At 73.9% G+C, this 12,133-nt stretch carries 15 protein-coding genes; 8 read left to right on the forward strand and 7 right to left on the reverse strand.

Features of this window, described 5'->3' with window-relative positions; genetic code table 11:
• Positions 1-18 precede the first annotated feature (18 nt).
• The gene (locus K6I33_RS22660) at positions 19-1,158 is read right to left on the reverse strand and encodes an NAD(P)/FAD-dependent oxidoreductase (protein WP_229356066.1); all 1,140 of its coding nucleotides are present in this window, start codon (positions 1,156-1,158) and stop codon (positions 19-21) included.
• 59 nt (positions 1,159-1,217) lie between these two features.
• On the opposite strand from K6I33_RS22660, the gene K6I33_RS22665 reads away from it, so the two are divergent.
• From K6I33_RS22665 to K6I33_RS22675, 3 genes are read left to right on the forward strand one after another with little or no spacing between them, the layout of a single operon-like run.
• A complete protein-coding gene (locus K6I33_RS22665) occupies positions 1,218-1,664 on the forward strand; it encodes a MarR family winged helix-turn-helix transcriptional regulator (protein ID WP_229356068.1) in 447 nt (148 codons plus the stop codon).
• A 10-nt stretch (positions 1,665-1,674) separates the two neighbouring features.
• Complete coding sequence (locus K6I33_RS22670; RefSeq protein WP_229356070.1) at positions 1,675-2,160, forward strand: helix-turn-helix transcriptional regulator; 486 nt, start codon at positions 1,675-1,677, stop codon at positions 2,158-2,160.
• A 10-nt stretch (positions 2,161-2,170) separates the two neighbouring features.
• Positions 2,171-2,587, forward strand: coding sequence for a VOC family protein (locus K6I33_RS22675; RefSeq protein WP_229356072.1), 417 nt, complete (start codon positions 2,171-2,173; stop codon positions 2,585-2,587).
• A gap of 13 nt (positions 2,588-2,600) precedes the next feature.
• Here K6I33_RS22675 and K6I33_RS22680 read toward each other — a convergent pair whose 3' ends face one another.
• The 5 genes from K6I33_RS22680 to K6I33_RS22700 all read right to left on the reverse strand — a co-directional run bounded on the left by K6I33_RS22680 (position 2,601) and on the right by K6I33_RS22700 (position 7,798).
• Complete coding sequence (locus K6I33_RS22680) at positions 2,601-3,116, reverse strand: MarR family winged helix-turn-helix transcriptional regulator (protein ID WP_229356076.1); 516 nt, start codon at positions 3,114-3,116, stop codon at positions 2,601-2,603.
• Between the two features lie 95 nt (positions 3,117-3,211).
• The gene (locus tag K6I33_RS22685; RefSeq protein WP_229356078.1) at positions 3,212-4,717 is read right to left on the reverse strand and encodes an FUSC family protein; all 1,506 of its coding nucleotides are present in this window, start codon (positions 4,715-4,717) and stop codon (positions 3,212-3,214) included.
• Between the two features lie 36 nt (positions 4,718-4,753).
• Positions 4,754-5,776, reverse strand: coding sequence for an acyl-CoA dehydrogenase (locus K6I33_RS22690; protein ID WP_229356080.1), 1,023 nt, complete (start codon positions 5,774-5,776; stop codon positions 4,754-4,756).
• Positions 5,773-6,915: an acyl-CoA dehydrogenase family protein gene (locus tag K6I33_RS22695; RefSeq protein WP_229356082.1), complete on the reverse strand. Its 1,143-nt coding sequence runs from the start codon at positions 6,913-6,915 to the stop codon at positions 5,773-5,775. The genes K6I33_RS22690 and K6I33_RS22695 overlap by 4 nt, the downstream gene beginning before the upstream one ends.
• Before the next feature lies 1 nt (position 6,916).
• Positions 6,917-7,798, reverse strand: a complete 882-nt coding sequence (locus tag K6I33_RS22700; RefSeq protein ID WP_229356084.1) for an enoyl-CoA hydratase — start codon at positions 7,796-7,798, stop codon at positions 6,917-6,919.
• Between the two features lie 45 nt (positions 7,799-7,843).
• On the opposite strand from K6I33_RS22700, the gene K6I33_RS22705 reads away from it, so the two are divergent.
• From K6I33_RS22705 to K6I33_RS22715, 3 genes are read left to right on the forward strand one after another with little or no spacing between them, the layout of a single operon-like run.
• Positions 7,844-8,644: an SDR family oxidoreductase gene (locus K6I33_RS22705; protein WP_229356086.1), complete on the forward strand. Its 801-nt coding sequence runs from the start codon at positions 7,844-7,846 to the stop codon at positions 8,642-8,644.
• A gap of 30 nt (positions 8,645-8,674) precedes the next feature.
• Positions 8,675-9,289: a TetR/AcrR family transcriptional regulator gene (locus K6I33_RS22710; protein ID WP_229356088.1), complete on the forward strand. Its 615-nt coding sequence runs from the start codon at positions 8,675-8,677 to the stop codon at positions 9,287-9,289.
• A gap of 8 nt (positions 9,290-9,297) precedes the next feature.
• Positions 9,298-10,455: an acetyl-CoA C-acetyltransferase gene (locus K6I33_RS22715; RefSeq protein WP_229356090.1), complete on the forward strand. Its 1,158-nt coding sequence runs from the start codon at positions 9,298-9,300 to the stop codon at positions 10,453-10,455.
• Positions 10,456-10,479: 24 nt separating this feature from the next.
• Here the strand turns inward: K6I33_RS22715 and K6I33_RS22720 are convergent, their stop codons facing one another.
• Positions 10,480-10,920, reverse strand: coding sequence for an Lrp/AsnC family transcriptional regulator (locus K6I33_RS22720; protein ID WP_229356092.1), 441 nt, complete (start codon positions 10,918-10,920; stop codon positions 10,480-10,482).
• Between the two features lie 79 nt (positions 10,921-10,999).
• Here K6I33_RS22720 and K6I33_RS22725 point away from each other — a divergent pair, with 79 nt between their 5' ends.
• Together K6I33_RS22725 and K6I33_RS22730 are read left to right on the forward strand one after the other, a co-directional pair.
• On the forward strand, positions 11,000-11,749 hold the full coding sequence (locus K6I33_RS22725) for an AzlC family ABC transporter permease (protein WP_229356094.1): 750 nt from the start codon (positions 11,000-11,002) through the stop codon (positions 11,747-11,749).
• Entirely contained in the window at positions 11,742-12,071 is a 330-nt protein-coding gene (locus K6I33_RS22730) for a branched-chain amino acid transporter permease (RefSeq protein ID WP_229356103.1), read from the forward strand. Before K6I33_RS22725 ends, K6I33_RS22730 begins: the two co-directional genes overlap by 8 nt.
• The last annotated feature ends 62 nt before the right edge of the window (positions 12,072-12,133 follow it).

Raw genomic sequence — 12,133 nt, forward strand, 5'->3', positions numbered from 1 at the left:
CCGCCCCGGCTCCCCCGATCACGCCCGCGCCCTGAGCCCGTTCCCCTGCCGGTCACCCGCGTGGTTCCGGGTGGAGGCGGCGACCGCGTCGAAGCCGTGGTCGAGCATTTCCCTCTCGTACGCCCGGACGGCGTCGAGCAGGGGTGCGCCCGGGAGGAGGCGGGAGGCGAGCAGGCCCGCGTCGTGGATCGCGGCTCCGGCGCTGATTCCGGCCGGGGGCATCGGATGGGCCGCGTCGCCGACCAGGGTCACCGGCACGGGCGGCCACAGTCCGGGGCGTTCGGAGGTCTGGATGCTCGCGGGCACGGTATGCCCGGGATCCCCCAGCCGGATCAGCGCGCTCAGTGAGGGGTGCCAGTCCGCCACGGTTTCCGCCGCCAGCTCCAGCAGTTCCGTGGCGCCGAGGCCGAAGAACCCGGGGCCGTAGTCGCCGGCCGGGGCGGTCAGACCCCACATGACGTAGTCATCGGCCGGCGGCAGCCCGAAATCGGCCGGGTTCCGGCGGAACCGCTGTGCGGCCAGCGCGAGTTGCCGGCCGTCCGGGCCGGCTACGCCCACGAAACCGTCGAGCGCCGGCGGCGGTGTCAGCTCCCGCGCCCGAGCGGTCAACGGCGTACGGCCGTAGACCAGCCGAGCGCCCTGGACGGTTACGGGGAAGCCGGGCAGCAACTGGCGCCGGACGCCGGAGTTGGCTCCGTCGGTGGCGACCAGCAGGTCACCTTCGGCGGTGGAGCCGTCGGTGAGCGAGACCCGTACGGTTCCGTCGTCCAGCAGCTCGTAACGGGAGAATCCGGCGCCGAACCGGGTCGCGTCCATCAGGTCCCGCAGCATGATCCGCCGCAGTGTGAGCCGGTCGACCGTGATGCCCGCGGCATTCGGGGGAAGCTCGACCTCGTGGAATTCCCGCAGGCCGGCGTCGGTCGTGCTGACGCCGCCGGTGGCCACGCAGGACGTGGCGACGGCCTGCTCGTAGGCCTCGGCGGGCAGCCACCGGCGCAGCGCCGCGTCCCCGTCGCCGTTGATGTGGATCCGGTACCCCTGCGCGCGGGCGTCGACGGCGGGATCCCGCTCGAAGAGCCGTACGTCATGGCCGTGCCGTCGCAGGCCGTGGGCGAGGCACGGTCCGGCCAGACCCGCGCCGACTATCAGAACGCGCATGATTGCCACCTTCTGAGATCATCTCATTTGAGACCATCTCAGACGCTAGCATCGTGCCCATGGAAGCTCAACCGGTCGACCCGGCCGCCCTCGGACTGCTGATGTTCCGTGCCCACCAGCTCGCCCGCTCGAAGGCCAACCGAGCGGCCCGGCCGGCCGGCATCGAGCTGCAGCACGCCGGCGTGCTGACCGCGGTCCAGGCCGGCCCGGTCCGCAGCCAGCGCGAACTGGGCGCGGCCATCGGCATCGACAAGTCCACCCTGGTGCGGATCGTCGACGACCTGGAGCGCCGGCACCTGCTGGAGCGGCGACGGGCGCCGAACGACCGCCGGGCGTACGAGATCGTGATCACCGAGGAGGGCGAGCGGCGTCTGCGCGAGGCCAACGAGCTCTTCCGCGGCGCGATGCTCGAACTGCTGGACGTTCTCGACCCCGGAGAACAGCACCGGCTGCACGGCCTTCTGGCCCGTTTCGTCGCACAGGACCGGGAAGGCAGGGACGCCTGACCGGCGTGCGATGCTGGAGCGCGTGACACTTGAGGACCTCGTGAGACTGCGCCGTGCGCGGGACGTGATCGACCGCGACTACGCGCTGCCCCTGGACGTACCGGCGCTGGCCCGCGTCGCGCTCATGTCGTCCGGGCACTTCTCGCGCAGCTTCCGCGCCGCCTTCGGCGAGACGCCCTACAACTACCTGATGACCCGCCGTATCGAGCGGGCCAAGGCGCTGCTGCGGCGGGGCGACCTGAGTGTGACGGAGGTCTGCTTCGCGGTCGGGTGCACGTCACTGGGGTCGTTCAGCTCGCGCTTCACCGAGCTGGTCGGCGAGAGCCCGAGCGCGTACCGGGCCCGCCGCCACGAGGAGGGTGCCGCGATCCCGGCGTGCGTGGCCAAGATCTACACGCGGCCGCTCAGGACCAGGGAGCCGTCGGGGGCCGGGGCCGGGGAGGGGACCGGGCAACCGGTCAGGATCGGAGAAGCGGATCCGGCCGCCGCCTCGTAGCGTCTAGGGCATGACAATCAAGCTTTCGCAGTGCTTCATCGCAGTCGACGACCATGACAAGGCCCTCGCCTTCTACCGCGACATCCTCGGCCTGGAGGTGCGCAACGACGTCGGGTTCGAGGGGATGCGCTGGGTGACCGTCGGATCGCCCGCGCAGCCGGACGTGGAGATCGTCCTCGAACCGCCGCTCGCCGACCCCAACGCCTCGCCCGCCGACCGGCAGGCCATGGCGGAGCTGCTGGCCAAGGGCCTGCTGCGCGGCGTGATCTTCTCGACCGACGACTGTGACGCCACTTTCGAAAAGATCCGGGCCGCCGGTGGCGAGGTCCTCCAGGAGCCGGTCGACCAGCCCTACGGCGTCCGCGACTGCGCCTTCCGCGACCCGTCCGGCAACATGCTCCGCTTCACGCAGCCGCGCGTCCTGTAAGGGGCCCGGAGGCTTAAGGCTGGAGGCCGCCGAGCCGGCCTTCGAGGAGGACGAGCAGCTCGGCGAGGGTGTCGGCGAGCTCGTCCTGCCGGTCCTTGCCGAGGCCCGCGAGCAGCGCCTGCTCGTACTCGAGCTGACGTGGGATCAGCACGTCGATGAGCTCCCGGCCGGAGTCGGTCAGCGACAGATGGGCCACCCGCCGGTCGCGGTCGTCCGGGCGGCGCGCGACCAGGCCGCGCTCCTCCAGCACCCGCAGCCGCTTGGTGACGGCCGCGCCCGAGGCGAACGTCTCCCGGGCGATCTGCCCGGGCGTCAGCTCCCGGCCCGTGCGCCGCAGGGTGCCCAGGATGTCGAACTCCGCCCGCGTCAGCCCCTCGCGCACCAACGGGGCGTCCGTGGCCTGCTGGAGCAGGGCGGCGCACCTGTTGAGCCTGCCGATCACGGCCATCGGCGCGGTGTCGAGTCCGGGGTGGACCTGCTGCCACTGGCGCAGCACGCGCGCGACGATGTCCTCGGCGTCCTCGGCCACGGTTTCTCGATCCTCTCCAGTCGGTGTTCCCCGGTAGATTCTGCCGCGCCGGGCGCGGGTGGATCCGCCGAGGCCCGCCGGAGAGCCGCGTGCCGTCAGCCGGCGGACGGCGCGGGGGCGTGGAGGGCGGCCAGGGCCCGGTGCCCCTCGCGCTCCTCGTGGGCGACCCGTGCGGCGATCCGCGCCTCGGGCAGCGCGCGCCGCCGCTCACCGGCCGCGACGTCCGCCGCCGCGCGCAGCTCCAGCAGCGCCGCCCCGAGCCGCTCCCGGGCGCCGGGCGCGTCCCGCGTGCCGGTACGGGCGTCGTGGACCCGGCGGAGCGCGGCCTCCACCCGGTCGACGGCCCGTGCGTCGGCGATCAGCAGACAGACCAGCACCCCTACGGCGGCGCCCGCCACCGTGTCGACGCCCCGGTCCGTCATGGTCCCGCCCGCCGGGTGCGCCCCGGCGAACTCGCCCAGCAGCAGCGCCATCGGCGTCACGAACACGCTGCCCAGCCAGTAGTTCCGCGCGATGGTCGCCTCCGCCGCCACCTGGAGCGCGAGCGCGACCGCCACCATGACGACCTCACCCGTCCGGGCGAGGGGCAGCAGCACGGCGAACAGCGCCAGCCCCACGACATTGCCGATCACGCGCTGGGCGCCGCGCTGCCAGGACGCGGTGGCATGCGCCTGGACGACGGACGCGGCGGCGACGACGGCCCAGTGGGGGTGGGTACCCCCCAGCGCGAGGGCGAGCCATCCGGCGAGGGTGCCGCCGAGCGCGACGCGGGTCGCGGCCAAATACAGCCCGTCCGGCGTTCGAGGACACCGCGCGTCAGCGCGGAACGGGGGCCCGGGGGCGAAGTCCCCGGCATCGGGAAGGGGCGGGATCGGGGAATTCCCACGGCGCAGCTCCCGCGCCACCTCCCGCAGTCGCCCCGCCTCTCCCTCGGACGCTGCCTCGGCCCACCTGACCGGCGCCTCCAGGGCGGGCTCGCCCGCGCACGCCCGCCGCGCCGCCTCCGCCGTCACCAGCACCGCGTGCCGGTCGCCCCGGGCCGTCGCCTCCAGGAGGCGCGCCACGGCGATCCGCTCCGGCCCGTGCGGCCGGAGGAGGCCCGGGGCCATGCAGATCAGCCAGGCCAGCGCCCCGCTCGCCGCGACCAGCCCCAGGTGCGCGGGCACCTCCGCCGCCCGTTGCGGCACGAAGAACGCCGTCGACGTGACGAACGTCAGCACCACGTTTCCCGGCGGCCCGATGCGCGCCGCGTCGCACACGGCCTTGTGGACCGCCGCGACGAGCGCCGCGAGCAGGACCAGCAGTGGGGCCGAGTGGATGAACGCGGCGCTGGTCAGGGCCACGCCCATGCCCGCGACCGCGCCCAGGACCACCCAGGCCAGCGTCCGGGCGCGCCGGGCGTAGGGCCGGTCGTGCGCGTACAGCGCGCAGAGCGCTCCGGCGGCGGTGTAGAGGGCGAGGTCGAGGCGGCCGAGCGCGAGGAGCGTCACGTCCAGGACGGCCATCGCGGCCGCCGCGCTCAGCGCGGGCCGGCGCCAGATGTCCGCCGCCGGCCTCAGCCGGACCAGACCGCGCAGGGGCAGGGGAGGGAGCTTCACCATACAAAGACGTTAGCAGGTGTTTTACTGGCGAAAGAGTTACGAGGGGAGTTCCAGGACCTCCCGCCGGCAGTCCTCCGGCGACCCCCACGCCTGCCGCAGCGCCCGCGCCTTGCCCAGCCACAGCGACAGGTCGTACTCGGACGTGTAGCCGATCGCGCCGTGCACCTGGAGCGCCGTGCGCGCCGCCGCGTACGCCGCGTCGCAGGCGGCCGCCTTGGCAGCCGCCACCTCCGCCCGGACGCCCGGGGAGCCCGCCGCGAGGGCCACGGCCGCGCCGTACAGCAGCGGCCGCGCGAACTCCAGGCCGATCAGTACGTCCGCCAGCCGGTGCTTGACCGCCTGGAACGAACCGATCACCGCGCCGAACTGGACGCGCCGCCCCGCGTGCGCCACCGTCCGGTCGAGAAGCGCGTGCCCCACGCCCAGCGCCTGCGCGGCGGTCGCGTACGCCGCCCACAGCCCGGCGTACCCGGCCGCCTCCCGCACGGCGGGCCCGGCCGCCAGCAGCTCCCCGCCCGCAGCCGGAAGGGCCAGGCGCCGCGCGGGATCGACGGACGGCAGGACCGGCCCATGGCCGGGTGCCCGCCGCAGCTCGGCGGCCGCCCCCTCCCCGCTGCCGGTCACCACGAACATCGCGTCCGCCGCGTCCGCGTCCAGCGCGTACGGTCCCGCCGCCGGCGCCGCCAGGGTCACCCGCGCCCGGCCCGCGCACAGCCCCGGCACCCACTCCTTCGCGGGCGCCGCCTCCCCGGCCTCCGCCAGCCGCGACAGCAGGGCCGTCACCGCCACCGTCTCCACCAGCGGGCCCGGCACACAGTTCCGGCCGAACTCGACGAAGGCGACGCCCAGTTCCACCGGCAGCGGCCCCACCCCGCCGAACCCCTCCGGCGCCGCCAGCGTGAACACGCCCGCGTCCGCCGCCCGGCGCCACAACGCCCGCCCCGGCCCGTGCTCGCCGCGCGCCCACGCCCGGACCGCCGAGGGCGTGTCCGCCGCCGCGAACATCCGGTCCAGCGAGCGCCCGAAGGCCGTCTGCTCGGCATCCAGCGCGAACCTCATCCCCGCCGTCCCTTCGGCAGCCCCAGCAACCGCTCCGCGATCACATCCCGCTGGATCTCGTTCGTCCCGGCGTAGACCGGCCCGGCCAGGGCGAACAGCCAGCCCTGCGCCCAGTCGGCGCCGACGAGTTCACCCTCCGCGCCCAGCAGGTCCAGGGCCGTCTCGTGCAGCGCCAGGTCCAGCTCCGACCAGAACACCTTCATCAGGCTCGCCTCCGCCCCCGGCGGCGGACCCGGCCGCGACGCCCGCGCGTAGGCGTACAGCCGGTACGCCCGCGCCCGGATCACCGCGTCCGCGACCCGGTCCCGCAGCGCCGTGTCACCGGGATCCGCGGCCGAACGCCACAGCTCCACCAGCCGCCCGGCCGCCGCCGTGAACCGGCCCGGGGCGCGCAGCGCCGTCCCGCGCTCGCTGCCCGCCGTGCTCATCGCCACCTGCCAGCCCCGCCCCGGCTCCCCGACGACGTCCTCGTCCGGCACGAAGACCTCGTCCAGGAAGATCTCGGCGAAGACGGGCTTCCCGTCGAGACGCCCGACGGGCCGTACGGTCACCCCGGGCGCGTCCAGCGGGAACAGCGCGTACGTCAGCCCCCGGTGCGGACGGTCCGCGTCCGGGTGGCTGCGGAACAGCCCGAAGGCCCGGTCCGCGAACACCGCCCGCGAGGACCACGTCTTGTTCCCGCCGAGCAGCCAGCCGCCCTCCGTACGGACCGCCACCGAGCGCAGCGCGGCGAGGTCGGAGCCCGCCTCCGGCTCGGACCACGCCTGCGCCCAGACCGTCTCGCCGCGCGCCATCGGCGGCAGGATCCGCGCCCGCTGCTCCTCGGTGCCGTGCGCGAGGAGCGTGGGGGCGAGCAGGGCGACACCGTTCTGGGAGACCCGGACGGGCGCGCCCGCCGCGTGGTACTCCTCCTCGAAGACCAGCGACTCCACCGGCGAGGCGCCCCGGCCCCCGTAGGCGTACGGCCAGGAGACCGCCGACCAGCGGCCCTTGTACAGCGTCCGCTCCCACGCCCGGTGTTCGGCGAAGCCCCGCGCGGTCTCCGGCGGGGCGAGCGGGGCGGCGGGCACGTGCTCCGCCAGCCAGGCCCGCGCCTCCGCGCGGAAGGCGGTCTCCTCGGGGGTGAGGTCGAGGTCCACGTCAGGACTCCGCTCTCGTGCTTCCGGCGTCTCTCATGCTCCTGGCGTCCATCCCGGCGAGCGGATCGCCGGCCGTCTCCGCGTTGTGCGCGTGCGCGAGGTGGTGGAGGGCGAAGGCCGAGTCCAGGCCGCTGTGCAGCCCCTGGAGGTCCTCGGCCTGATTGACCGCCCGTTTCGTCAGCGCCAGCCCCATCCGGGGCATCCGCGCGATCCGCCCGGCCAGGGCGCGGGTCTCGGCGGCCAGCCCGTCCCTCGGCACCACACGGTTGACCATCCCCACCTCGTAGGCGCGCCGCGCGCTCATCCGGTCGCCGGTGTAGAGGAGTTCCTTGGCGATCCGGGGCGGCATCACCCACGGGTGGGCGAAGTACTCGACGCCGGGGACGCCCATCCGTACGACCGGGTCGGCGAAGAACGCGTCCTCGCTCGCCACGATCAGGTCGCACACCCACGCCAGCATCAACCCGCCCGCCACACACGCCCCCTGGACGCTCGCGATCAGCGGTTTGGGCAGCTCGCGCCAGCGCCGGCACATCCCGAGGTACACCTCGGACTCACGGGCGAAGCGCCCCTCGGCGCCCGCCTTGCCGCAGTGGTCCCACCACAGGCCGGCCCGGCGGGGAAACGGCAGATGAGCGTCACGGCCGGGCGACCCGATGTCGTGCCCCGCCGAGAAGTGCTCGCCCGCACCGGCCAGGACGACGACCCGGACGTCGTCGTCGGCCGCCGCCTCGGAGAAGGCCGTGTCCAGGGCGTAGGTCATCGCGGAGTTCTGCGCGTTGCGGTACGCGGGCCGGTTCATGGTGACGGTCGCGACGGGGCCGTCGCGCTCGTAGCGCACCACAGGGCTCTCGGCGGGCTCCGCGACAGGGTCAGTGGTCATCAACCATCCTTCCCTAACAAGTGTTTGGTAGGTTAGCGTGGGGCCATGAGCAGCGTCGAGAGCTCCGGCCCGCCGCACCCGCCACCCGGCCACGACCTGCTGACCGGCCGCACCGCCGTCATCACCGCCGCCGCGGGCACCGGCATCGGCGGCGCCACCGCCCGCCGCTTCCTGGAGGAGGGCGCGAGCGTCGTCCTGGGCGACGCCCACGCGCCCCGCCTCGCACTCGTGGTGGCGGAGCTCGCGGGGGAGTTCGGGGCGGACCGCGTGGCCGGGACGCCCTGCGACGTCACCGACGAGGCCCACGTCGCCGCCCTCCTCGACCTCGCCGAGGAACGCCACGGAACCCTCGACGTCCTCGTCAACAACGCGGGCCTCGGCGGCACCGCCGAACTCGCCGACATGACCGACGACCAGTGGCACCGGGTCCTCGACACCACCCTCACCGGCACCTTCCGCTGCACCCGCGCCGCCCTGCGCCGCATGCGGGCGCGCGGCACCGGCGGCGCCGTCGTCAACAACGCCTCGGTCCTCGGCTGGCGCGCCCAGCGCGGCCAGGCCCACTACGCCGCCGCCAAGGCCGGCGTCATGGCCCTCACCCGCTGCGCGGCCCTGGAGGCCGCCGACCACGGCGTCCGCGTCAACGCCGTCGCCCCGAGCCTCGCCACCCACCCCCACCTGGCCCGGGTCACCACCCCCGAGCTGCTCGAACGGCTCGCGGAACGGGAGGCGTTCGGCCGGGCGGCCGAGCCCTGGGAGGTCGCCAACGTCATCGTCTTCCTCGCCAGCGACTACTCCTCGTACATGACCGGGGAGACCGTCGCCGTCAGCAGCCAGCGTGCGTGAACGAGAACGATCGTGAATGACAATGGCACCGTGCCGACCAGCAAGAAGACCACCCCTGACAAGGCGGCGCCGGCGCGGCGCGCCGAACTGCTCGCCACCGCCGCCCAGGTGTTCGCCGAGCACGGCTACCGGGCCACCACCGTCCGCCGGATCGCCGACGAGGCGGGCATGCTCGCCGGAAGCCTCTACTACCACTTCGACTCCAAGGAGTCGATGCTCGACGAGATCCTCACCGGCTTCCTCGACGACCTGTGGGCCCGCTACGACGCCGTGCTCACCGCCGCGCCCGGCCCCCGCGAGACCGTCACGGCGCTCGTCACCGCGTCCTTCCGCGAGATCGACCGGCACCGCGCGGCCGTCGCCCTCTACCAGAAGGAGTCCCCGCACCTCGCCGGGAACCCCCGCTTCTCCTACCTCGCCGACTCCCGGCGGAAGTTCGAGGAGATGTGGCTGGGCGTCCTGCGGCGCGGCGTGGCCGGCGGGGACTTCCGCGCCGACCTCGACATCCGCCTCGCCTACCGCTTCCTGCGCGACACCGTCTGGGTGGCCGCGTCCTGGTACCGGCCCGGCGGGACGCACAGCCCGGAGGAGATCGCCCGGCAGTACCTGTCCATGGTCCTGGACGGCATCGCCCCACGACCCTAGGAGTCGTCATGGCCGAAGCGTTCATCGTCGAAGCGGTACGCACCCCCGTCGGCCGGCGCGGCGGCGCCCTCGCCACCGCCCACCCCGCCGACCTGGGCGCCCACGTCATCGCCGAACTGTTCCGGCGCACGGGCGCCGACCCGGCGGCCGTCGACGACGTCGTCCTCGGCTGCCTCGACGCCGTCGGCCCGCAGGCCGGGGACATCGCCCGCACCAGCTGGCTGGCCGCCGGCCTCCCCGAGGAGGTCCCCGGCGTCACCGTCGACCGGCAGTGCGGCTCCGGCCAGCAGGCCGTCCACTTCGCCGCCCAGGCCGTGCTCTCCGGCACCCAGGACCTCGTCGTGGCGGGCGGCACCCAGAGCATGTCGCGGATCCCCATCGGCTACGCCTTCCACCGCGCCGCCGAACCCCTCGGGCTCACCCAAGGCCCCTTCGCCGGCTCCCACGGCTGGCGGGCCCGCTACGGGGACCGGCCCGTCAACCAGTTCCACGGCGCCGAGACCGTCGCCGACCAGTGGGGCATCACCCGCGAGGCGATGGAGGAGTACGCGCTGCGCTCCCACGAACGGGCGGTGCGCGCCGCCGACGAGGGCCGCTTCACCCGGGAGACCGCGCCGTACGGGGACGTCACGGCCGACGAGGGCCCGCGCCGCGACACCTCCCTCGCCCGCATGGCCGCCCTCCGGCCGGTCGTCCCCGGCGGCCGGATCACCGCCGCCGTCTCCTCCCAGGTCTCGGACGGCGCGGCGGCCCTGCTGATCGCGAACGAACGCGCCGTACGCGATCACGGACTGACCCCCCGCGCCCGGATCCACCACCTCTCCGTGCGCGGCGAGGACCCCATCCGCATGCTCACCGCCCCCGTCCCGGCGACGGCCCGCGCCCTGCGCCGGGCGGGCCTGACCGTGGACGGCATCGACCTCTTCGAGGTCAACGAGGCCTTCGCCCCCGTGGTCCTGGCCTGGCTGAAGGAGACCGGCGCCGACCCGGACCGCGTCAACGTCAACGGCGGCGCGATAGCGCTCGGGCATCCGCTGGGGGCGACGGGGGCGAGGCTGATGACGACGCTCGTCCACGAACTGGAGCGGGTGGGCGGACGCTTCGGCCTGCAGGTGATGTGCGAGGGGGGCGGGCAGGCGAACGTGACGATCGTCGAGCGCGTATGAGAGCCCTCACGCGTAGGGGATCCCTCAGTCGTCCGTCTTGATCTTCTTCATGACCAGGTGGGAGTCGACGCGGGTGACGGCCCGCAGCCCGATCAGCTTGGTGGTCAGGAACGTCTCGTACGCCGCGTGGTCCTCGACGGCGACGCGGATGAAGTAGTCGGGCCGGCCGAAGAGGCGGTGGAACTCGACGACCTCGTCGTAGGAGGCGATCGCCGATTCCAGCTCCTCGACCGTCTGGAGATCGTTGACGCCGATCTCCACGGCGGCCATCACCTCGAAGTTCCGGCCGGACGCCGCCGGGTCGATACGGGCCCGGTAGCCGGTGATGATCCCCTCGTCCTCCAGCCGCTTGACCCGGCGCAGACAGGGCGGCGGTGTGAGACCGACCCGTTTGGCCAGCTCGACATTGGTCAGACGACCGTCCTGGCGCAGATGGAACAAAATTTCCCGGTCGATGCTGTCCATGTAATGAAGTGTCTCATGCCGAAGATTCAAAGGAATGATCGGAAACTAAATTACGCGGCGAAAAATCTAAAATTGCCGTATGAACGCTCCGTCGGACGTGGTCATGGACCGCGAGCACCAGGACACCGCCGCACCCCCTCCCACCAGGTCCGACTTCCGGTCGGCCCTCAAGGACTCCAGCTCCGTGGGCCTGGCCCTGTTCCCGCTGGGGATAGCCTTCGGCGTGCTCGTCGTCCACGCGGGGCTGGACTGGTGGTGGGCGTCCGCGATCACCGCCTTCGTGTACGCGGGCTCGCTGGAGTTCCTCCTCGTCGGCCTCATCGCCGCGGCGACGCCGCTGGCCCAGGTCGCGCTCACGGCGTTCCTGGTCAACTTCCGGCACGTCTTCTACGCCCTGTCCTTCCCGCTGCACCGGGTCAGGAGCCGCGCCGGCAAGGTCTACAGCACCTACACGCTGACCGACGAGGCCTACGCCCTGACCACCGGGGAGTCCGCGCACAGCTGGAGCGGTCGGCGGATCGTCTGGCTCCAGGCGCTGTGCCAGGTCTACTGGGTCGCCGGCGCCACCCTCGGCGCGCTCTTCGGCGCCCTGGTCCCCGCGGAACTGGCCGGCCTGGACTTCGCGCTGACCGCCCTGTTCGTCGTCCTGGCCGTCGACGCGTACCTCGCCAAGCGCGACATCCCCACCCCCGTCCTCGCCCTGGTATGCGCGCTGGTGGCCCGTTTCGTGCTGCCCGGGCAGATGCTGCTCGCCGCGCTGGGCCTGTTCACCGCCGGCCTCCTGGCCCGCCGCGCCCTCGCGCCGCGAGGGGAGACGGCCCGTGCCTGACAACACGGCCTACGTCGCCTCCGCCGTCGCCATCTCCGCCGCCGTCACCTGGGCGCTCCGCTGCCTGCCCTTCGCCGCGCTGGCCCCCCTGCGGGCGAGCGACACCCTGCGCTACCTCAGCGTGCACATGCCGGTCGGCGTGATGGTGATCCTCACCGTGTACACCCTCCGCGACGTCTCCCCCACGACCGCCCCGCCCGTCGCCCTGGCCCTCGCGGCCACACTCGGCCTCCACCTGTGGCGCCGCAACGCGGTGCTGAGCGTGCTGGGCGGCACGGCGATCCATGTGGCGTTGGCGAGCACGGTCTTCGGCCACGGCTGAGGGGTCCGGGGGCGGAGCCCCCGGGAATCCCTACCCCTGCCCAAGGGTGGGCAGGGGTAGGG

The sequence above is a fragment of the Streptomyces sp. UNOB3_S3 genome (genome assembly GCF_020740895.1).
GTDB lineage: Bacteria > Actinomycetota > Actinomycetes > Streptomycetales > Streptomycetaceae > Streptomyces.

Excerpts from the sequence above, each read along its gene's own strand:
- K6I33_RS22660 (WP_229356066.1), bottom strand. The coding sequence starts at position 1,158 with ATGCGCGTTCTGATAGTCGGCGCGGGTCTGGCCGGACCGTGCCTCGCC.
- K6I33_RS22720 (WP_229356092.1), bottom strand. The coding sequence starts at position 10,920 with ATGGACAGCATCGACCGGGAAATTTTGTTCCATCTGCGCCAGGACGGT.
- K6I33_RS22715 (WP_229356090.1), top strand. The coding sequence starts at position 9,298 with ATGGCCGAAGCGTTCATCGTCGAAGCGGTACGCACCCCCGTCGGCCGG.
- K6I33_RS22690 (WP_229356080.1), bottom strand. The coding sequence starts at position 5,776 with ATGAGGTTCGCGCTGGATGCCGAGCAGACGGCCTTCGGGCGCTCGCTG.
- K6I33_RS22705 (WP_229356086.1), top strand. The coding sequence starts at position 7,844 with ATGAGCAGCGTCGAGAGCTCCGGCCCGCCGCACCCGCCACCCGGCCAC.
- K6I33_RS22665 (WP_229356068.1), top strand. The coding sequence starts at position 1,218 with ATGGAAGCTCAACCGGTCGACCCGGCCGCCCTCGGACTGCTGATGTTC.
- K6I33_RS22725 (WP_229356094.1), top strand. The coding sequence starts at position 11,000 with ATGAACGCTCCGTCGGACGTGGTCATGGACCGCGAGCACCAGGACACC.
- K6I33_RS22675 (WP_229356072.1), top strand. The coding sequence starts at position 2,171 with ATGACAATCAAGCTTTCGCAGTGCTTCATCGCAGTCGACGACCATGAC.
- K6I33_RS22670 (WP_229356070.1), top strand. The coding sequence starts at position 1,675 with ATGCTGGAGCGCGTGACACTTGAGGACCTCGTGAGACTGCGCCGTGCG.
- K6I33_RS22700 (WP_229356084.1), bottom strand. The coding sequence starts at position 7,798 with ATGACCACTGACCCTGTCGCGGAGCCCGCCGAGAGCCCTGTGGTGCGC.
- K6I33_RS22685 (WP_229356078.1), bottom strand. The coding sequence starts at position 4,717 with ATGGTGAAGCTCCCTCCCCTGCCCCTGCGCGGTCTGGTCCGGCTGAGG.